Source organism: Sporosarcina pasadenensis, from assembly GCF_047228845.1.
Classification (GTDB): domain Bacteria; phylum Bacillota; class Bacilli; order Bacillales_A; family Planococcaceae; genus Sporosarcina.
In genome coordinates this window covers 129,588-149,843 of record NZ_JBFEGM010000004.1, presented here as the reverse complement: position 1 = coordinate 149,843, position 20,256 = coordinate 129,588, and the positions used below count along the sequence as shown (strand labels likewise).

20 protein-coding genes, 1 pseudogene and 1 other annotated feature are annotated in these 20,256 nt (G+C 44.0%); of the genes and pseudogenes, 15 read left to right on the top strand and 6 right to left on the bottom strand.

Features of this window, described 5'->3' with window-relative positions:
- The first annotated feature begins 60 nt into the window (after window positions 1-60).
- Window positions 61-298 (top strand) — a binding site (T-box leader).
- Window positions 299-436: 138 nt separating this feature from the next.
- The 5 genes from thrS (at window position 437) to AB1K89_RS07635 (ending at window position 4,629) form a co-directional block, all read left to right on the top strand.
- Window positions 437-2,374 carry a threonine--tRNA ligase gene (gene thrS, locus AB1K89_RS07655; protein WP_413054174.1) on the top strand — a complete coding sequence of 646 codons (1,938 nt, stop codon included), beginning with the start codon at window positions 437-439 and terminating at the stop codon, window positions 2,372-2,374.
- A 587-nt stretch (window positions 2,375-2,961) separates the two neighbouring features.
- The gene (gene infC, locus AB1K89_RS07650) at window positions 2,962-3,468 is read left to right on the top strand and encodes a translation initiation factor IF-3 (RefSeq protein ID WP_413054173.1); all 507 of its coding nucleotides are present in this window, start codon (window positions 2,962-2,964) and stop codon (window positions 3,466-3,468) included.
- Between the two features lie 26 nt (window positions 3,469-3,494).
- Window positions 3,495-3,695 carry a 50S ribosomal protein L35 gene (rpmI, locus tag AB1K89_RS07645; RefSeq protein ID WP_413054172.1) on the top strand — a complete coding sequence of 67 codons (201 nt, stop codon included), beginning with the start codon at window positions 3,495-3,497 and terminating at the stop codon, window positions 3,693-3,695.
- A 130-nt stretch (window positions 3,696-3,825) separates the two neighbouring features.
- Complete coding sequence (gene rplT, locus AB1K89_RS07640) at window positions 3,826-4,185, top strand: 50S ribosomal protein L20 (protein WP_060209871.1); 360 nt, start codon at window positions 3,826-3,828, stop codon at window positions 4,183-4,185.
- A gap of 153 nt (window positions 4,186-4,338) precedes the next feature.
- The gene (locus AB1K89_RS07635) at window positions 4,339-4,629 is read left to right on the top strand and encodes a DUF1294 domain-containing protein (protein ID WP_413054171.1); all 291 of its coding nucleotides are present in this window, start codon (window positions 4,339-4,341) and stop codon (window positions 4,627-4,629) included.
- A 24-nt stretch (window positions 4,630-4,653) separates the two neighbouring features.
- Here the strand turns inward: AB1K89_RS07635 and AB1K89_RS07630 are convergent, their stop codons facing one another.
- Entirely contained in the window at window positions 4,654-5,037 is a 384-nt protein-coding gene (locus tag AB1K89_RS07630; protein WP_413054170.1) for a sigma-w pathway protein ysdB, read from the bottom strand.
- A 95-nt stretch (window positions 5,038-5,132) separates the two neighbouring features.
- Between AB1K89_RS07630 and AB1K89_RS07625 the strand changes: the two genes are divergently transcribed.
- From AB1K89_RS07625 to AB1K89_RS07605, 5 genes are all read left to right on the top strand, one after another.
- Complete coding sequence (locus AB1K89_RS07625) at window positions 5,133-5,618, top strand: dUTP diphosphatase (protein WP_413054169.1); 486 nt, start codon at window positions 5,133-5,135, stop codon at window positions 5,616-5,618.
- 85 nt (window positions 5,619-5,703) lie between these two features.
- Window positions 5,704-6,198 carry a helix-turn-helix domain-containing protein gene (locus AB1K89_RS07620; protein WP_413054168.1) on the top strand — a complete coding sequence of 165 codons (495 nt, stop codon included), beginning with the start codon at window positions 5,704-5,706 and terminating at the stop codon, window positions 6,196-6,198.
- A 113-nt stretch (window positions 6,199-6,311) separates the two neighbouring features.
- Window positions 6,312-7,067, top strand: coding sequence for a metallophosphoesterase (locus AB1K89_RS07615; RefSeq protein WP_413054281.1), 756 nt, complete (start codon window positions 6,312-6,314; stop codon window positions 7,065-7,067).
- A 131-nt stretch (window positions 7,068-7,198) separates the two neighbouring features.
- Window positions 7,199-8,182, top strand: a complete 984-nt coding sequence (locus AB1K89_RS07610) for a zinc-binding dehydrogenase (RefSeq protein WP_413054167.1) — start codon at window positions 7,199-7,201, stop codon at window positions 8,180-8,182.
- An 84-nt stretch (window positions 8,183-8,266) separates the two neighbouring features.
- The gene (locus AB1K89_RS07605; RefSeq protein ID WP_413054166.1) at window positions 8,267-9,946 is read left to right on the top strand and encodes a formate--tetrahydrofolate ligase; all 1,680 of its coding nucleotides are present in this window, start codon (window positions 8,267-8,269) and stop codon (window positions 9,944-9,946) included.
- 72 nt (window positions 9,947-10,018) lie between these two features.
- Here AB1K89_RS07605 and AB1K89_RS07600 read toward each other — a convergent pair whose 3' ends face one another.
- A complete protein-coding gene (locus AB1K89_RS07600; protein ID WP_413054165.1) occupies window positions 10,019-10,180 on the bottom strand; it encodes a hypothetical protein in 162 nt (53 codons plus the stop codon).
- A 38-nt stretch (window positions 10,181-10,218) separates the two neighbouring features.
- On the opposite strand from AB1K89_RS07600, the pseudogene AB1K89_RS07595 reads away from it, so the two are divergent.
- Window positions 10,219-10,397, top strand: a pseudogene (locus AB1K89_RS07595) (transposase); the annotation flags it as partial.
- Window positions 10,398-10,655: 258 nt separating this feature from the next.
- On the opposite strand, the gene AB1K89_RS07590 reads toward AB1K89_RS07595, so the two are convergent.
- Complete coding sequence (locus AB1K89_RS07590; protein WP_413054164.1) at window positions 10,656-12,353, bottom strand: M3 family oligoendopeptidase; 1,698 nt, start codon at window positions 12,351-12,353, stop codon at window positions 10,656-10,658.
- Window positions 12,354-12,538: 185 nt separating this feature from the next.
- Between AB1K89_RS07590 and AB1K89_RS07585 the strand changes: the two genes are divergently transcribed.
- Together AB1K89_RS07585 and AB1K89_RS07580 are read left to right on the top strand one after the other, a co-directional pair.
- Complete coding sequence (locus tag AB1K89_RS07585) at window positions 12,539-12,826, top strand: DUF6509 family protein (protein WP_413054163.1); 288 nt, start codon at window positions 12,539-12,541, stop codon at window positions 12,824-12,826.
- A gap of 190 nt (window positions 12,827-13,016) precedes the next feature.
- Window positions 13,017-14,000 carry an NAD(P)/FAD-dependent oxidoreductase gene (locus tag AB1K89_RS07580; protein WP_413054162.1) on the top strand — a complete coding sequence of 328 codons (984 nt, stop codon included), beginning with the start codon at window positions 13,017-13,019 and terminating at the stop codon, window positions 13,998-14,000.
- A 27-nt stretch (window positions 14,001-14,027) separates the two neighbouring features.
- Here AB1K89_RS07580 and AB1K89_RS07575 read toward each other — a convergent pair whose 3' ends face one another.
- The 3 genes from AB1K89_RS07575 to AB1K89_RS07565 form a co-directional block, all read right to left on the bottom strand.
- On the bottom strand, window positions 14,028-15,128 hold the full coding sequence (locus AB1K89_RS07575) for a DUF1648 domain-containing protein (RefSeq protein WP_413054161.1): 1,101 nt from the start codon (window positions 15,126-15,128) through the stop codon (window positions 14,028-14,030).
- A gap of 3 nt (window positions 15,129-15,131) precedes the next feature.
- Complete coding sequence (locus AB1K89_RS07570; RefSeq protein ID WP_413054160.1) at window positions 15,132-15,515, bottom strand: GntR family transcriptional regulator; 384 nt, start codon at window positions 15,513-15,515, stop codon at window positions 15,132-15,134.
- A 105-nt stretch (window positions 15,516-15,620) separates the two neighbouring features.
- Entirely contained in the window at window positions 15,621-17,123 is a 1,503-nt protein-coding gene (locus AB1K89_RS07565) for a polysaccharide deacetylase family protein (RefSeq protein WP_413054159.1), read from the bottom strand.
- 371 nt (window positions 17,124-17,494) lie between these two features.
- Between AB1K89_RS07565 and trhO the strand changes: the two genes are divergently transcribed.
- Both trhO and AB1K89_RS07555 read left to right on the top strand, forming a co-directional pair.
- Window positions 17,495-18,472 carry an oxygen-dependent tRNA uridine(34) hydroxylase TrhO gene (gene trhO / locus AB1K89_RS07560; RefSeq protein WP_413054158.1) on the top strand — a complete coding sequence of 326 codons (978 nt, stop codon included), beginning with the start codon at window positions 17,495-17,497 and terminating at the stop codon, window positions 18,470-18,472.
- A 177-nt stretch (window positions 18,473-18,649) separates the two neighbouring features.
- The gene (locus AB1K89_RS07555; RefSeq protein ID WP_413054157.1) at window positions 18,650-20,095 is read left to right on the top strand and encodes a VWA domain-containing protein; all 1,446 of its coding nucleotides are present in this window, start codon (window positions 18,650-18,652) and stop codon (window positions 20,093-20,095) included.
- Window positions 20,096-20,256 lie beyond the last annotated feature (161 nt).

Sequence of the window (20,256 nt, the reverse complement as noted above, 5' to 3'; positions counted from 1 at the left end):
GCGGAAATTCACCACTTGCAATTATCTGAGACTTTCCTTATACTTATGGATATCATATTTGAAAATGTATTGAAGAGGACATGGATCGGTTCATCCACTTACAGAGATCAGGGTCGTTTGGCTGGAAGCCCTGAAGTGAAGAGGATCGATTTACCACCTTGGAGCAGCATCGGTGAAAAAACTTTAGTAGCCGATGACGGACCCCGGCCCGTTAGCCGTTTCAAGCTTCATCTTTCCGGTTGAATGACCGGATGGAAGGAAGAAGGGTGGAACCACGAACAACAGCTTCGTCCCTTTCTAGGGATGGGGCTTTTTTTGTTGTTTTTTTATTAAATGGAGTTGCGCTGATTGAAGCGGAAGGCGGCGACGCCCGCGGAAAGCGTCCGCCTGAAGCGGAAATCAACATTTATATAAAGATAAACAAGGAGTGTTTACAATGGCAGAGAATATTCAACTGAAATTCCCAGATGGGGCGATAAAAGAGTTTCCGAAAGGCACAACAACTGAAGAAGTGGCAGGTTCCATCAGCCCGGGACTAAGAAAAAGTGCACTTGCCGGCAAAATCGGTGACCAGCTCATCGACTTGAAAACGCCGATAGAAGAAGACGGCGATATTGCAATCATTACACCACAATCACCGGAAGCACTAGAGATCCTGCGTCATAGTACTGCGCATCTTTTAGCACAGGCAGTTAAAAGAAAATTCCCGGAAGCCAAACTAGGCATCGGCCCGGTCATCGACAACGGATTCTACTACGACATCGATTCACCGACGCCAATTACTGCCGAAGACCTTCCTGAACTTGAAAAAGAAATGAAACGGATCATCGGTGAAAATCTTCCGGTCACACGAATCGATGTGTCTCGTGACGAAGCGGAGAAACGATTTAAAGAAATTGAAGATCCGTACAAGATAGAACTATTAGAAGCGATTCCGGAAGGCGAGCAAGTTTCCATCTATGAACAAGGCGAATTTTTCGATCTTTGTCGAGGTGTCCATGTCCCTTCGACAGGCAAACTGAAAGAATTCAAATTACTGAGCATCGCAGGAGCATATTGGCGCGGCGATTCGAAAAATAAAATGCTTCAACGTATTTACGGTACAGCATTCTTTAAAAAGGATGAGCTTCAAGAACATCTCCGGATGCTAGAAGAGGCGAAGGAACGTGATCACCGAAAAATCGGGAAAGAACTGAATTTATTCATGAACTCCCAAAAGGTTGGTCAAGGCCTTCCGCTATGGCTTCCAAAAGGTGCGACAATTCGACGCATCATCGAGCGCTATATCGTCGATAAAGAAGAAAAGCTCGGTTATGATCATGTTTACACACCGGTGCTTGGAAGTGTCGAACTTTACAAAACATCAGGTCACTGGGGTCATTACCAGGACGGCATGTTCCCTGTCATGAGCATGGACAATGAAGATCTCGTTCTCCGTCCGATGAACTGCCCGCATCATATGATGATCTATAAGAATGGCATCCACTCTTATAGAAACTTGCCAATCCGAATTGCGGAGCTCGGCACGATGCACCGCTATGAAATGTCCGGTGCTTTATCCGGTCTGCAACGTGTTCGCGGTATGACTTTGAATGATGCCCATATCTTCGTGCGTCCGGATCAGATCAAAGAAGAATTCAAGCGGGTCGTTCAGCTCGTCATCGACGTGTACAAAGACTTCGATATTAAAGATTATTCGTTCCGTTTATCGTATCGTGATCCGGAAGATACTGAAAAATACTTTGACGATGACGAAATGTGGGAACGCGCACAAAGCATGTTGAAAGAAACGATGGACGAAATGGGACTTCCTTACGTGGAAGCGGACGGCGAAGCTGCTTTCTACGGCCCGAAACTCGACGTCCAAGTGAAAACAGCTATCGGCATGGAAGAGACACTTTCAACTGTCCAGCTGGACTTCTTGCTGCCTGAACGTTTCGACCTCACATATGTCGGAGAAGACGGCAAGCATCATCGCCCAGTCGTTATCCACCGTGGCGTTGTCTCCACAATGGAAAGATTCGTAGCATTCCTGATTGAAGAATACAAAGGCGCATTCCCGACATGGCTAGCACCGGTTCAAGTCGAAGTGATCCCGGTCTCACCAGAAGCCCATTTCGACTATGCAAACGAAATTAGGGAAAAACTTGTCGCAGAAGGATTCCGCATCGACCTCGACAGCCGCGACGAAAAAATCGGTTATAAAATTCGCGAAGCGCAAGTACAAAAAATCCCTTACATGCTCGTCCTCGGCGATAAAGAAGTCGAATCCGGCGAAGTAAACGTAAGGAAATACGGCGAACAAAAATCCGAAAGCATGCCATTTAATGATTTCTTGAAGCTGCTGAAAGCTGACGTTTCACACGATAATTAATAAAAATGGTTGTAGAATAATTAGTGTTGATTAATAGGAAACAACGTTAATTGAAGCGGAAGGCGGCGACTCCAGTGAACGCCGTTACGTAGAACGGCGTTTGCGACCAAAAGCGAAGCGTTGGGAGCAGAATGAGGATGCCTTAATTTCTGCAAAGTGCGCAGAAATACGGCAAATCGAACCCTTCGCTGTTCGATTGGCTGAAGCCATGCCCACGGAAAGCGTCCGCCTGAAGCGGAAATTAACTGTACTTCGATTTATGTTTTAAAGTTTCATGTTGACAATGAAAGTTAAAGATGATAGACTTATTAAGGTTAATGAATACAGTTTGTGGTATAAGAAGGAGCTGCCCGCTTCTCACCTGATTGACGCATAACGTTGTTGACAGGTTAGCACATGAGTGAACGTGCCGTGCATTTAATTGCATGTACACATAAGCGGGTAGACAAAAGTTACTTTTGTCTACTTTTTTTATTGTCCGGCTCTTATTAACGAATGAACTATGGGACCGCCAGAATGCTGGACGGTGTACCCAAACCGTGTATTCGCGAGACAACATTCGGAGGTGGATTACTATTAGCAAAGACATGTACGTAAATGAGGGCATCCGTGCCCGCGAGCTTCGCCTGATTGACCACAACGGCGACCAGCTTGGAATCAAATCCCGCAATGAGGCACTTGAAATTGCAGCTCGTGCGAATTTGGATCTTGTCCTTGTCGCTCCAACAGCAAAGCCACCGGTAGCCCGTGTTATGGACTACGGTAAATTCAAGTTTGAACAACAGAAGAAAGAACGTGAAGCGAGAAAGAACCAGAAAGTCATCAACCTCAAAGAAGTGCGTTTAAGCCCTACAATTGATGAGCATGATTTTCAGACGAAGCTTCGCAACGCTATTAAATTCCTGCAAGCAGGCGACAAAGTAAAAGCGTCAATCCGTTTCCGTGGTCGTGCAATTACGCACAAGGAAATTGGACAACGTGTTTTGGACCGCTTCGCAGAACAATGTAAAGAAGTCTCAACGGTTGAAGTGAAACCGAAAATGGAAGGCCGGAGCATGTTCCTAATACTTGCCCCGACTGCCGAAAAAAAGTAACGCGAACGATTTAGGAGGAACAGATCATGCCAAAAATGAAAACTCACCGCGGATCCGCGAAACGTTTCAAGAAAACTGGAACTGGTAAAGTGAAACGCGGCCGTGCATACACAAGTCACCTTTTTGCCAACAAGTCTACAAAAGCGAAACGCCACTTGCGTAAAGCTGCACTTGTTTCTTCAGGCGACTACAAACGTATCCGTGAAATGATCACATACATGAAATAATCATTTTTAAAATCCGTTCAAAGAGTACGATGTACGAAGGCGTGGCGACATACGTCAGCCCAAGTTCACCATATCCTCTTTTTGAACCACTATTACAACATTCTTTAGGAATAGCAGGAGGTAATGAACTATGCCACGCGTAAAAGGTGGAACAGTGACGCGCAAGCGCCGTAATCGAGTATTGAAATTAGCTAAAGGCTATTTTGGATCAAAACATAGACTTTACAAAGTAGCAAACCAACAGGTCATGAAATCATTTAACTATGCATACCGTGACCGCCGTCAGAAAAAACGTGATTTCCGTAAACTATGGATTACACGTATCAACGCGGCAGCACGTATGAATGGTCTTTCATACAGCACATTGATGCACGGTCTGAAAGTGGCTGGCATCGAAGTGAACCGCAAAATGCTTGCTGACCTTGCAGTAACAGATGCACAAGCATTTGCACAACTTGCAGAAACAGCAAAAAAATCAGTCGCAAAATAAGCTATTGATCTAATATACAGCCCCGCGCCGTTTACGGCAGCGGGGCTTATTGTTTTGGTTTTAAAAATAGGAAAGAAAACTTATGAACTTAATATAGTTCTTCTTCCTAAGTCCAATCAATAAAGTGTAGAATAGGGATAGGGAGTTGAATATATGAATGTTATGATTATCAGCTGGATCATATTTATATCAATCTGGTCTTTTATCACTATGGGATATGATAAGAAGCAATCGAAGAGGCGTGGGCGCAGAGTGCCTGAGAAGACATTATGGCTACTTGCCATCGTCGGCGGTGGTATCGGTTCGTATTTGGGTATGATGGCATTCAGCCATAAAACACGCCACACAGAATTTCGAATAGGCTTTCTGTTGCTCGCATTAATCTACATAGGAATCATCATCTATCTGCTAGGCATCGATCCATTCGGCGGGAATAGTGCATAAATGAAATAAGAAAAGCCCGCTATGTTAACGGGCTTTCATCAACGCTTCAATTGGGTTTTTCCAACTGATTTCAGCTTTTGGATAATTGGAAGTGATTTCGGAAGATAAGAAATGAAAATCATCTTTTGTGAACCCTTGCAGCTTCGATTCATCTTTCACCCAAACGAAAATGGATACGACATCAAAGGAGTCTTCCGTAGTCCCTAAATACTTTTCACCTTCAAAGAGGGCGCCTTTATATGTGATAAAGAAGTTCTTCCTGACATTTTTTACATCATCATAGAAGTAATATTGCTCTTGTTCATATGCCTCGTCCAACTTCCGTTTCGGATCCAGCAAATAACGGATACCGCGATAAAATAAATAGACGACGAATGCAATGATGACAAAGCGGATCAACAATCCCATAACAGCATCCCCTCACAAAAATAGATATAGTCTTCTACTTATACGCACGAGATTCAGTTTGGTTTCAAGATACTTACGCTTTTGGAGGTTTTTTTATGGAATTGACGAAATTATTCACGATGCAACGCGAACTGGATGCGTACATCCAAAAGAAACAATTTGTAAACAACGATGTTTTCAAAGAAAAAGGATTGGCTCTTCTCGTCGAACTTGCAGAATTGGCCAATGAAACAAGGTGTTTTAAGTTTTGGAGCTCAAAGGGACCATCTGAGCGAAAAGTTATATTGGAGGAATATGTAGACTCGATTCATTTTCTTCTTTCTTTAGGAATCGAAAAAGGTTTAGATACGTTGAAAGTGTGGCCAGAAGGCGAAGTGGAAGGGGATTTGACTAGCGTCTTCATACAAACAATTTCCGCTATCCAAGAATTTATGATGAACACAGATAAGGAAAGCTATGAAAACATATGGATTCACTATGGGGCAATAGCGAATCGAATCGGTATTTCCTATATTGAAATAATGAGTGCGTATCTGGAAAAAAACGAAGAAAATTATAAGCGCCAGCAAACCGGTTACTGAATATTTAATAGAAAAATAAATTAAGATTGACAGAAGGAACTAAGAAAAATAATATAGAGATAAGTAAATAGGAGGAGGCATCACCGTGAACGATTGGAGTAAAGAAGACTTTGGAATCAGATTAAAGGCCTTAAGAGAGCAAAGAGGCCTATCAATGATGGCGTTTGGAGCAGCGATCGGCACTTCCGCCAGTAGAATCAAAGATTGGGAGAAAGGTAAGAATGCCCCTTCCGCAGCATGGATTGCAAAAATATCCGAGCGATTCAACGTTACAACAGATGAATTGATTTTGGGGGACCCTAAAACTTCACGTGCATTCACTGCAAGCAGTTCTTCGAATGTTGATATGCTTTATGAACGGCTGCGCGAGAATTTGATCATCGTGAAAGATGGGGATGAGCAGGACGGAAAACTGGATCAGCTATACAGCTCACTAGATGCTGAGAATAAAGAACGTTATCGGAGCGGTAGAGGAAGAAGGCTTGCAGAGCGTGAACTGCTTTCCATTCTTACGGAATTACCGAAGAAGGATGTACTCGAATTATTGGAGCTTGCAAAAATAAAGAAACGTTGGCTGTAAGCTGAATGTCAGTGAGAAAACGAAGAAAACGCCATGGCCTCCTACTATTCTTTATTCTTTTATTGCTATTTGGACTATATCTTTATAAAGAGAATACGACCTTCGGAGTAACCATGGTGGAAATAGAAGCTGACGGTCTTCCTGACAGTTTCAATCATTATCGCATTATCCAACTTTCCGATATTCATGATTCAAAGTTTGGTGAAAGCAACTCTGACTTAGTGAATAAAGTGAATAGCTTGACGCCGGACGCTATTTTCATTACAGGCGATTTCATTGACCGAAACCGATATGACCTGGATCAGAGTTTAGAAATCGTCAAGCAGTTGCAAGATGTAGCGCCTTTTTATTTTGTCACTGGTAATCATGAAATTTCTACAAATGAAGAAGAGCATATTAAAGATGAGCTGACGGGATTAGGTGTGAAAGTATTATCAAATGAGTCGGTGATAATTGGTAATGGAAAAGATGAACAGATCGCCATCGGTGGCATTGAAGATCCTTTGTCCAGCAATCTGGATGAGAAGGAATATGTTGAACAAGTCATAGACGAAGCATTCCAGGATATTCCGAATGAGATGTTCAAAATTCTATTATCGCATCGGCCCGAACAGTTCGATGTGTATGTTGACCGTCAAATAGATCTCGTTTTCAGCGGGCATGCCCACGGAGGGCAGATACGTATTCCGGTCATTGGAGGAGTGGTGGCACCGGGGCAAGGATGGTTCCCGAAATACACATCCGGCGTGCATGAACTGGAAGGAACCACCATGGTTGTAAGCAGAGGTCTAGGCAACAGCCTCGTTCCCGTAAGAGTATTCAATCGCCCTGAAGTGATTGTCGTAACATTGACATCATCAACTGAATAGCAAGCAGCTGTACAGCGCAAAGGAGATTTCTTCTTTGCGTTTTTTAATTGTTATCGATATGAAAATAATTGGCGGATGTTGTATGATAGAATAGTATACAATTCATAGAATATTTTAACGGGGGTTGTCGTGTGAAGGCGGTCATTCATGTAAATGGTCAATTGAAAATTGATGAAATGCAAGAGCCGATTGCTAGGAATGGAGAAGTCGTCGTTGCATTGCATGCCGCGGGGTTGAATCGGAGGGATATTAAAGTTCCCGAACGCCGGGGAAGTGTGACGGACCCGCTTATACTCGGTTCCGACGGGGCAGGGGTCATCGAATCTATCGGAGAAGGCGTGGACAACTGGTCGGTTGGTGATGAAGTGATCATTAATCCATCGTTGCGTTGGTTCGAACAAAGTACAGCACCGCCAGAAGGGTTCGACATTTTAGGTATGCCTGACCATGGCACGTTTGCTGAGAAAATTGCCATTTCCGCCGATCAGATTGAGAAAAAACCTGACAATCTATCAATGGACGAAGCATCTGTACTCGCTTTAGCTGCGTTAACAGGCTATCGAGCACTATTTACACAAGGTGAATTGAAAAAAGGGGATACAGTCTTCATTCCGGGAGCTGGGAGTGGAGTTGCAACATATCTCATCCAGTTCGCCAAAAATACGGGAGCACGCGTTATCGTCAGTTCACGTTCGAAGGAGAAGCGACAGAAGGCATTGGAGCTAGGCGCTGATTTGGCGATTGATACGAACGGTGATTGGGCAGAGGTGCTAACGAATGAGACGATCGACCTTGTTATTGAGAGCGTCGGAAGGGCGACGTTTAACCGTTCGTTGGAACTGTTGAAGCCGGGTGGAAGGATTGTTGTATTCGGAGCTACGACTGAAGATGTGATCGAGTTGGATCTGCGGAAATTCTTCTACGGTCAATACCAGCTATTCGGCTCCACAATGGGCAGCAGGGAAGAGCTGCGGGCGATGTTGAAGCATGTTGAGGAATATGGAACGAAACCTGTCATTGACAAAGTGTACCGTCTAGAAGACGGTTTGGAGGCTTTTCAGGACTTGGAGAGCAGTGAACAGTTTGGGAAACTTGTGTTGCGTATAAAAGAGTGAGCTAATTGGAATTATGATTATGCAATCATAGTAAAGTGATCTTTGAATGTATTAATTAGAGGCATAGAGAAGGGTGGGGCCATTTTGACGGAAAAAGCAAAACCATTAACGGATTTAGCGATTGCCGCTTCTGCAGTGATGCAGCCGATAGAGGATATCGCAAGGAATGCCGGAATTCCAGAAGAGGCAGTTGAGCCGTACGGAAGGTACAAAGCGAAAATTGACGTGTCCAAATTGTCGGCCGCGAAATCCTTCGGTAAAGTCGTGCTAGTGACTGCGACAAGTCCGACGCCTGCGGGAGAAGGGAAGTCGACGGTGACTGTAGGCCTGGCGGATGCATTGGCACAATTAGGTGAAAAATCGATGATTGCTTTACGCGAGCCTTCCCTCGGCCCGGTCATGGGAGTGAAGGGCGGAGCTGCAGGCGGCGGCTACGCACAAGTATTACCGATGGAAGAAATCAATCTACATTTCAATGGGGATATCCATGCAATTACGACTGCAAATAATGCGCTTAGTGCCATGATTGATAATCATTTACATCAAGGGAACGCGTTGCAAATCGATCCTCGGCGGATCACTTGGAAGCGTGCGATGGATATGAATGATCGGGCATTGCGCCATATTACAATCGGTCTCGGCGGACCGGGACAAGGCGTGCCAAGGGAAGATGGCTTCGATATTACGGTCGCTTCCGAAATCATGGCTGTGTTCTGTTTGGCGACAAGCTTGGCCGATTTGAAGGAACGCTTGTCACAAATGGTAATCGGATATACGTATGACAAGGAAGCTGTCACTGTAAGGGATTTGGGCGTTGAAGGCGCTTTGACTTTATTATTGAAGGAAGCATTCAAACCGAATCTTGTCCAGACGATTGAAGGGACGCCAGCATTGATACATGGCGGGCCTTTCGCGAACATTGCACATGGGTGCAACTCATTGATGGCAACAAATACGGCGAGGCGGTTGGCTGATATCGTTGTGACGGAAGCGGGATTCGGGTCAGATCTCGGAGCTGAGAAATTCATGGATATTAAAGCACGTAAAGGCGGCTTTGCCCCGGATGCTGTCGTTCTAGTGACAACAATCCGCGCTTTGAAAATGCATGGTGGAGTCGCGAAGACGGACCTTGGGAAGGAAAATGTCCAAGCAGTCATGGATGGTATAGTGAATCTTGAGAAGCATGTGGAAACCGTCCGATCCTTCGGGGTGCAGCCTGTCGTTGCATTGAACCGGTTCATTACAGATTCTGCGGCAGAGCTTGAATTTATTCTGAAATGGTGCGCGGGGAAAGGTGTGCGTGCGGCACTGACTGACGTTTGGGGACAAGGCGGCGCAGGAGGTCTGGACTTGGCGAAGCAAGTTCTTGAATTGTTGGAGGAACCGAATAATTTTGCGCCTCTATATGATGTGGAGGAACCCGTCATTGATAAAATTACGGCGATTGTCCAAAAAGCATATGGAGGAAAGGGAGTCATTCTGACTGATAAGGCGAAGAAGGATTTATTGCAGATCGAACAGAATGGTTGGGATATCCTGCCTGTCTGCATGGCGAAAACGCAATACTCCTTCTCAGATGACCCTAAGAAGCTTGGGAGACCAAAAGACTTTACGATTACAATCCGTGAAATCATTCCGAAGCTCGGGGCTGGATTCCTTGTTTGCCTGACGGGAGATATTATGACGATGCCAGGATTGCCGAAAAAACCGGCAGCTCTTCAAATGGATATCGATGAAAAAGGGAATGCAATTGGATTGATGTAATCAACTATAAAAGGGCTGCCGTTATAGGCAGCCCTCAGACTGTAGACAAATACCATGAATTTTGATGTTTGCCTACAGTCTTTTTCTTTTAAAATAGGGATTAGCTAGCAATGTTGATTTCCGCTGCGAGCGGACGCTTTCCGCGGGCACGGCTTCAGCCGCTTCCCTCGCTGCGCTCAGTCCAGGGTCTTCAGCTCGTGCTGTTCCCGCAGGAGTCGCCGCTCTCCGCTCCAATCAACGGTGTTTCCTATTAAATGAATGAGGTGATGGATATGATGACGAAGAATCAAATTAATGAACGCGAACAGTTGGAAATGCTAACGATAGAACAGTTGGTTCCTCAGGATCAACTGGTTCGCAAACTGGATGCGGTCTTGATTTCTCCTTCATCTATCCATTAGTTGAAGATCTGTATTCAACCATTGGGCGACCTGGCATTGATCCCGTCTTAAAGGATTTCCAGTTGATTGGAGTGCAGGGAGGCGACTCCTGGGGGATTAGCGCAGCGTGAAGACCCCGCAGGAGCGAAGCGACGAGGAGGCTGAGGGCAAGCCCCCCGGAAAGCGTCCGCCCGGAACGGAAATCAACGTTATTTCAGTCTACTGACAGTTAAAATGTAGATGTTTAAGCAAAAGGGTTGGAAATCTATGATTTCCAACCCTTTTGTCTACAGTCTGAGGGCTGCCATTATAGGCAGCCCTTTCAAATATTATAACGCTTTGTCGTCAACTGAATTCAACCATGCTTCAATCGTGCCGACGACAGACTCAACACAGCCATCCTCGAACGGCGATATTAAGTTCGCCTCTTTTACCAACTCCGTGAACGGCTTCGAGCCTCCGAGTTTACATAGATGTAAATAATCCTTCCATGCAGCGTCGCGATCCTCAAACGAACGCTTCCAAAACTGGAACGCGCAAATTTGTGCTAACGTATAGTCGATATAGTAAAATGGAACTTCATAAATATGTGATTGGCGTTGCCAAATGGATCCTGTTTCCAAATAAGGGTTGCCATCGTAGTCACGCATCGGCAGGTAGGTCTTTTCAATCCGCTTCCATTCAGCCTTACGTTCTTCTGGCGTCATTTCCGGGTTTTCATAAATGGCATGCTGGAATTCATCTACCGCCACGCCATATGGTAAAAATAACAGGCCGCTGCTTAAATGGGCAAACTTATATTTTTCCGTTTCTTCTTCAAAGAACAGTTTCATCCAAGGCCAAGTGAAGAACTCCATGCTCATCGAATGGATCTCGGCTCCTTCATGCGTCGGCCAGACGTATTCAGGAATACCGATATTGCGGCTGCAGTACACTTGAAAAGCATGCCCAGCTTCGTGAGTCAGCACATCAATATCACCGGACGTACCATTGAAGTTCGAAAAGATGAAAGGCGAGTCATAATCATCGACGAACGTACAATAGCCTCCCGCCTCTTTTCCTTTCTTCGCTTCCAAATCGAGAAGATGCTTTTCTGTCATATACTTGAAGAACTCATCCGTTTCAGGTGAAAGCTCTGCGTACATCTTTTTCCCGTTTTCGATGATCCACTCCGGTGATCCTTTCGGAGTCGCATTTCCACTCAGGAAGTTAAGGGACTGGTCGTAGAACTTCAATTTCTCAACACCGATTCGGTCAGCTTGGCGCTCGTATAATTTCGACGCGAGCGGTACGATATAGTCCCGCACTTGATCACGGAAGTTTTTCACCATAGCTGCATCGTAGTCGATTCGATTCATTCGCGCATAGCCGAGTTCTACAAAGTTTTTGAATCCTAATTTCGTTGCGATTTCATGTCTTACCTTCACAAGATCATCATAGATGCGGTCGAAGGTGTCACCGTTTTCCGCATAGAAGGAATAGGAAGCTTCCATAGCGGACTTCCTGACGCCTCTGTCAGTGGACTCAGCATACGGTCCAAGCTGAGCAAGGGTCAATATTTTTCCGTCAAACTCGATTTGAGCGGAAGCGACGAGTTTTGCATACTCGGAAGTGAGCTTATTCTCTTGTTGAAGGAGCGGAAGTACTTCCGGCGAAAAGGATTTAATTGCATTATCGGCTAAAGCGAACAGCTGGGTGCCCCATTTCTCTTCCAGCTCCTTTCGGAATGGCGTCTTTACAAGTTCTTTGTAGAATGCGGTTCCGAGCTCTTGGAATTCCGGCCCGATTTCATCGAAATACTCCCGTTCTGTCTGATAGAAATCATCATTCGTATCGATGGATGAACGGATGTACATCAAGTTGGATTGTGTGGAATAATTGCTTCCGATTGCATTTAACTTTTCAATGACAACGTTCTGATCCTCAAACGAACCCGCGGAGCGGAATTGTTCAAGCAAGCTATTGAATTCTTGTTTAATGCTTTGCATGTCAGGTCTTTTATACTGAAATTCTTCAAACGTAAGCATTTTCATTCCCCCGTAACGTGTTAGTGTGAATACAATTCACTATCTTCATTGTTAACTAATCATTAAGAAAATGCAAAAGAAAGTGTATGCACTGAAGTAGATGCTTCGATAGAAGAGAATACGTGACCATTTCATGCAGTATGCTGTAAGATGAGAGTGAAAACAATATGTGAGGATGAGACTAAGTGGAAATTATTGAATATAGCATGATCGAACTCATTGATCCGACTGGCATTTTAACAGGAAGCAGATACGAATTTCGCATATACGTACAATTTGATGAAGAAGATGAGCTTTATGATGACAAGGGTACAGGCATTCGGGTCATCTACGCGGTAGATGGAGGAGAAAGAAAGGTGGCATCGTATCATCTTTTTGAACGGGCAACCGACAAAGTCATCGATATCGATCTTGAGGATGATGAAATTGCTCAACTCGCCGCTTTCTGTGAGGAACATTTGGAAGAAGAGTAAGCGATTAGCTAATTGGTTGAGTGTTTGCAGTCAGTAAATATCATGGTGAAAAAATCTACTTGAGAAGTCAAATTATGTGTTTTTTATTGAAAAATAATAGATAATGTGTAGAGTAGATGTGTATGGTATACTGATTAAACGGATTTTTCTTATATCCATCCAAATTAAAAGAACATTGGAGTGTTTATAGATGAGCAATGAGATTGTCGATATTACAATCATAGGCGGGGGACCAACAGGACTTTTTGCATCGTTCTATGCAGGCATGCGTGAAATGTCGGTTAAAATTATCGATAGTTTGCCACAACTTGGCGGGCAGTTGATTGAGCTATATCCGGATAAATATATTTACGATGTAGGCGGCTTTCCGAAAATACTAGCGAAGGATCTTGTCGCAAACCTTGTTACACAAGCACATTATTCTAAGCCTGAAATACATCTAGGCGAAACTGCGATTTCTGCTACACGCGAAGGGGATCACTTCATCCTTCAAACGGACAAAGGCGTCCATTTGACTCGCACAATTCTTTTGACGGCAGGAATCGGTGCATTCCAGCCGCGTAAAATCGGTTTGGCTGAAGAGGCTACATTTGAAGGCAAGACATTGCATTATGGAATTAAAGACCTATCGCTCTTCAAAGGGAAAGACGTGCTCGTATGTGGCGGAGGGGATTCGGCAGTGGATTGGGCTTTGATGCTCGAAGATATTGCATCGAACGTGTCACTTGTGCACCGACGTGAACGGTTCACAGCGCATGAAACAAGCGTGAACCAATTGATGTCTTCCAAAGTGAATGTGCTCACTTCCCGTTCCATCAAGTCGATCGTTGGGGAAGAAGGCGTCGTCAAGGAAGTTGTCATCGCACAAAAGGACGGTTCCGAAGAAGCGTTGCATGTGGATCACGTCATCGTCAACTATGGCAATATTTCATCCCTCGGCGCAATCAAAGAGTGGGGACTTGAAATGGACCGTAACTCGATCGTTGTCAATTCCAGAATGGAAACGAATATAGAAGGCATCTACGCAGCAGGGGACGTCACGACTTATGATGGAAAAGTGAAGCTTATTGCTGTTGGATTAGGGGAAGCTCCGACTGCAGTTAACCATGCAAAAGCATTCATTGACCCGAAAGCAAGACTGCAACCATTGCATAGTACGAGTGTCTTCAACTAAAAAAACCGGCTAATGCCGGTTTTTTCATTACAAGAAAAATGTGATTGTAAATATGACGAGCAATGGACCGATTATGATTAAATAGCCGATAGGATTGCCAAAGTTCAACGTCCAACCGACCCCGAACCTCTTTTCGACAAAGATGGATGGGTCGTTTTTATTTACATAGAATACGCCTGCTTTCCAATAGGCGTCATCATCGGAATCCGTAACACCGGGGATCGGATCCTCATCAATTTCAAGCTGAATCCGGGAGCCCCCTTGGCCGACTTTGAATGCGTATACGGCGGTTGCCACCAACATGATGAAAAGAAATCCTAAAGGCATCGCCATCATGAGGATCGGCCCGCCTAAGTTTCCGTGGATCGACGTCAACTGAAAGAAGCCGAAGAGGATTGTCAATGAAACTGATGTTAAAAAGAGCAGCCAACTTGTGTATTTCCTGAACGACAATTGTTGAATGCGCGATGTAGTCCTTTTAGCTGCATTCAGTTTCACACCAGACTTCTTTGTGGAAGCATTGATCGCAAGCATCATCCCTTGCATGAGGAGAAGTGTGAGCAGTAATGCAATGACTGAAAAAGGGCTTTTCCCGGTGAATGCATCCGGCTGTCCATCCGGGCCCCAATGGGTCGGAATAAGCTCCGGCATTGCGCCGTATTGGGTTGCTGTATAGCCGATCAAACCTAGAGTAATAGGGATAGGCAATGCAAACATGAGGGAAGGAAGCATTTCATCGTTGGAGCGGCTCGTCAAGTCTGCGACTCGCACCTTTCTAAGATTGCTTCCCCAATTATTCTCACGCTTTCTTTTCATTGTCTTAATATGAAAGTACAAGTAAAGAGCCATGCTGATCAGAAGAATTCCGAACTGGAGGACTAGTCCGGTGAAGACAAGACGCTCCTCTTGCATTCCGACTCCCCAATTCATGTAAGCAAGCATTCCTCCGATACCAATAAAGAATATCGTTGCCGAAAAGGTTTTCTTATAGCTTGCGAGAGCCTTGTCATCCGTATGACCTTCAGGAATCGTCACTCCGAATGCGATCGTTTTCTTTAAGAGGAAGGGGATAGCGGCCTGCATGACGGTCAAAAATAAAATGATTGTCAAAAATAAAGTGAGTACCATTGTTCATCCCTCCGTAATTTCTGAAATGATTGATGAGGTGATCGATAAAATCTGTTCCTTGTCCATGCCGTATACAATCGATTCAGCAATGAGCGGCTTCAGATGCGAATTGATTAGGTCTAATTGCGCATCGGTTGGACCTGTAGTAGAAATTGAATTAATGACGGCGCCTGACTTCGGTATGATTTCTATTATGTTTTTCTTCTCCAGCTCATGATAGGCTTTGTTCACTGTATGCATATTGACACCAAGATCCGCTGCGAGAGAGCGGACGGAAGGCAGTGCCTCGGAAGCCTTCAATCTTCCCGTAGCAATCAATTCAATCAATTGATCTGCCAATTGGGTATATATCGGTATTTCTGATGTAGGTTCGATTTGAATGAACATCTCATACCCTCCATTCTGTTCTAATGTTATTATAACAGCCGCCGCTTATAAAATATACCCCCAACAAAGAAAAGCCCCTGAACAAATCGTTCAGGGGGATGTAGCTTACAATTCACCTACTGTGACGAAATCATAGCCTTCACTTTCCAAATACGTAAGAACCGCATTGAGGCCATCGGCAGTCGACTGATGGATATCATGCATTAAAATGATGCTTCCATCTTTCACATGTTCTTTCACGACTTGAAGAATCCTTGCAGAATCGCGATACTTCCAATCGAGAGTGTCCACATCCCATAATACGATTGGTAAACCGGTCATATTATGGATTGCTTCATTGACGGCTCCATATGGTGGCCTGAAAGATGCGACTTGTTGTCCGGTCACCTCTTCAATGATCGCGGAAGTCTTCTCAATCTCTTTAGCGATACGCTCAGGTCCTAATTTCGTCAAATTCGCATGCGTCCAAGTATGGTTGCCCAATTCATGGCCAGCTTCCTTCACTTCATTGACGATGTCCGAGTAATATTCAACACGGCTGCCGAGCATGAAGAAGGTTGCTTTTGCATCATGCTTTTGGAGTGTCTCCAAAATTTGTCTCGTCACTTTCGGATCGGGTCCATCATCGAATGTCAAAGCAACTCTTTTCCGAACGGTTTCAACCGGAGGAGATATTTCGGATTCTTCATCGTCTTTTACATCCGAATTAGCCGAAGTGTCATCGGATTTCCCAATATCTTTTTCTTCGGTTGACACTTCCTCGGAAACCCTGTCGACTATTTCCATCTCATCTTCTGTAACATCCGGCTTGAATGTTACAGCGAGGAGGTTTTGAATATGATCGTTAGAAATAGAGACTATCGGCGGTCCTACTAAGCTATCGGCGATTGTGTCTTCGTCGAAGTAAATGATAAGCGCATCGTCAGTGATGGCAAAGTTCCTGTAGTTCATCCACCTTGGTTCTATAAACCTTTCCATATCCTGTTCGAGAAGGTGTCCTTTTAACGTTTTATCTTTATGAATCGAGCCACGGACTAAAGACGATAGAGTCTGTAAACGATTGGCATCACCTTCAAAGAGGTCTCGGATGGAAAAGCTTTCACCCGTTTCAGGATTCAAGTGGAATGAACGGATTTCTGTATTTCCATGGGGTGTATCACTAAAACTACTGCTATTTACAAGAACAAAAGAATAGTAGCCAGAAGCATGCGGCAACGTTTCATAGGAGATATTCAATTCTCCCGTCGTATTGTTATCGTGCCTTTTTTTCTCGATCATCATTTCCATAAATCTGGACTGGACTTCAGTAATATAGTTTTTGACTTCAGTATTGAAATTAGTATGTATGCTTTGCGGATACTGGATAGCAAAAGGAGCGTTTTTATCGTTTGATGTTTTTGTAATGATTTTGATCCCTGGATAGTTTGAATCTATTTGTTCCGTTTCGGTTGGGACCCCGGTGGATCCATTTCGATCGGGCGGTGAAGCGGTAGGACCATGTTCCGTTGTGAAAACTAGAAAGATGGCGCTTAGTGTCAATAGGACAATTGCAATGGAAAAAGTGATGTCAATCCAAACAGAACGTGATTTGTAACTCTTTCTTTTCATGTTGCGCGGCTCCCTTATCATTTTGTCAGTCAGAAATCTATCAAACTTCCTGTTTAATCTCTCTGTAAAGTTAGACGGAGCAACTCCTTAAATAGTTTCGAAAAATAAGGAAAAATGTCGATTCTTTTATACTATAAGTATACAACACTTTTACCTGTAATTGGGATAGGTAAATGGGGACAAATGAAATAATGTCTGCATAAAAAAGATCGAGGAAAACTGCTTTTTCGCAACGCAATTTTATGTTATACTGTCAAATGCCCGGATCTTGCAAATGCGGGTGAGCAGTGAGTGTTTACAATCGAATATTGTTAAACCGATCAAGCTGTTATTTCTACTGCAAAGAAAACAAACAGAAGGTGGTCGAAGAAATGGAAACTGGAGCATATAGGGTATTGCTGTACTATAAATACGTACACATCGAAGACCCGGAAACATTTGCTGCCGAACATTTGGCATTTTGTAAGGAACTTGGATTAAAAGGCCGTATACTAGTCGGCGAGGAAGGCATCAACGGTACATGTTCCGGAACTGTAGAACAGACGGATGCTTATATGGAGAAGATGCATAGCGATGAGCGTTTTAAGGATCTTTGGTTTAAAATCGATGAAACGGATGGACATGCGTTCAAGAAAATGCACGTTCGTCATCGGGAGGAAATTGTTAACCTGAGTCTTGAGGAAGACATTAACCCGTTGGAGTTGACAGGTGAGTATTTGAAGCCTGCAGAATTTTTGAAACAGATGCAAGATGAAAACACAATCGTCTTAGATACAAGGAATGATTACGAGTATGATCTCGGTCATTTCAGAGGCGCTATTCGACCTGATGTTGAGACATTCCGTGACCTTCCACAATGGGTCCAGGAAAACAGGGAGATGTTTGAAGGTAAGAAAATCCTTGCGTACTGTACAGGTGGAATCCGATGTGAAAAGTTCACTGGCTGGATGAAACGTGAAGGCTTTGAGGATGTTGCACATCTTCAAGGCGGAATTGTCACGTACGGAAAGGATCCTGTAGCGAAAGGCCAGCTTTGGGATGGTCAATGCTACGTATTTGACGAAAGGATCGCAGTTCCAATCAATCAAGTTGAGCATGTCGTCGTAGGTCGCGATCATTTTGACGGAACCCCTTGCGAACGATATGTGAACTGTGCAAACCCTGAGTGCAATGCGAAAATTTTATGCTCTGAAGAAAATGAGCATTTCTATATGCGCAGCTGTTCGGATGAATGCCGTACACATCCGCGCAATCGATACTTTGTGGAACAAAATTTGACAGTGGAAGAATTTAATAAAAGAATTGAAGCTATTGCGGATAAACGTAGTGAAACAACCGCTGCAATGTAATTAATCTTTTCACACCCAGGTGCTTATAGAACCTGGGTGTTTTATTATGCCTTTGTTACCTATAAACCCCTTAATAATGGAAAAGTACATTTCGATAGATTCATTATATAAAAGATAGGGAACTAAATCATGTGCTTTCCGTATAGGTATTACTATTGTAGCAAGGAGGACGCTTGAATGAGAAAAGTTGTTTTTTCTGTATTTATTGGATTCACCATTCTTCTTGCTGGCTGTGTGAACGACGGCGAGCCTTCAAAGATAGAAGCTTCGGATGGTGAATCGAATAGCACGGTGAGCAGTAAAGAGAAACAGGGAGAAGTCGGGGGAAATGAACAGCAATCAGATACAGTTGACGTTACTAACCTGGCTTCGATTCAAATAGCGGAAACTGTGGAAGAAATGGCATCATTGCCACCGGGACAATTGACGAAGGACTTCACGGTAGATCAGGAGACATCTGTGTGGTCTAAAACAGAAGTGCCGGAACAAATCCGCGAATCATTTCTCGAAGAAATGAAAGCTGTGACGGAAGAAACGGAAGATCCAAAGCAAATCCACAGAGCTTTTATTAAATTGCTCGGAAGCCCTATATATAATGAATATGCCGGTCCGTTAGCCGTTTTTCATCCTTCATTCGCAGAGCCTATTCTTCCTGAGCCATATGAGCTGACAGAAGTAGGAGTTGCCCAGTCTCCTCCTACAAAAGCTTTAATCTTATTGGATGCAAGTTCCAGCATGCTTCTTCAAGCAGATGGACGATTAAAAATGGACATTGCAAAAAGTGCTGTAAAAAGCTTTGCATCGACAATCGGACAAAATAGTGAAGTGTCATTATATGTATATGGACACGCTGGCACCCAAAACAAATCCGATAAACAATTGTCATGTGGAACAATTGACGAAGTGTATCCATTAGGTGAGTATGATGAGAAAAAATTTAATGAGTCGGTAGAGGACGTCAAGGCAAGTGGTTGGACTCCACTGGCAGAAGCAATAAAACAAGCGCGCCTCGATCATGAAAAGACTTCGGAAGATATTACGGTTTATATTGTAAGCGATGGGGCGGAAACTTGCGGCGGTGATCCTGTCGCTGAAGCAAAAGCCTTTGCTGCTTTAGCGGCCGATCATCATGTGAACGTCATCGGTTTTCAAGTCGATAAGGATGCTGAAAGTCAGTTGAAAGCAGTAGCGGAAGCCGGCAATGGGACTTATTTGGCCGCGGATTCATTGGATGAAATGACTGCTGGCATTTCGAAGCTCTGGCTTCCCTCAGATATAGATTTAGCGACGTTAGTCTACAAGAAGCCGGTAGGATGGCCTCAAGCGATGGCTTTGCGTACCGTATCTGATTATGGCAGTAAGTTAATTAGAGCTATACGAGTCGAGAATGAACGATTTACTGCAGCGGCTAAACTGTTGGAAGAAGAAGGCTTTATTGATGCTGCTGTCAGAGATGAATTGAAAAAATTGATTGACAAACAAAAAGAGCAGTATAGCCGCTTGGTCAATGAGCTCGAGGAAGAAAAGAGGCAGCTCATAAACAATGAAGTTGAGAGAATCAATAAGAAAGTCGACGACTATTACGATAGAATGAAAGCCTTGAAAGAAGAGCAAAGTCAATAATAGGAGCAAAGGAAGGATTCGTTGAGTAATCTATCCTTTGCTTTTTTTGATGGTATAGGTGTCATTGATTACTGTTTTCGGACTATATAAAAACATTGGAATGGACTTAATATGGCTCACAGCAAACGGTAAATGGTATACTACTATCATTGAAAAGAAAT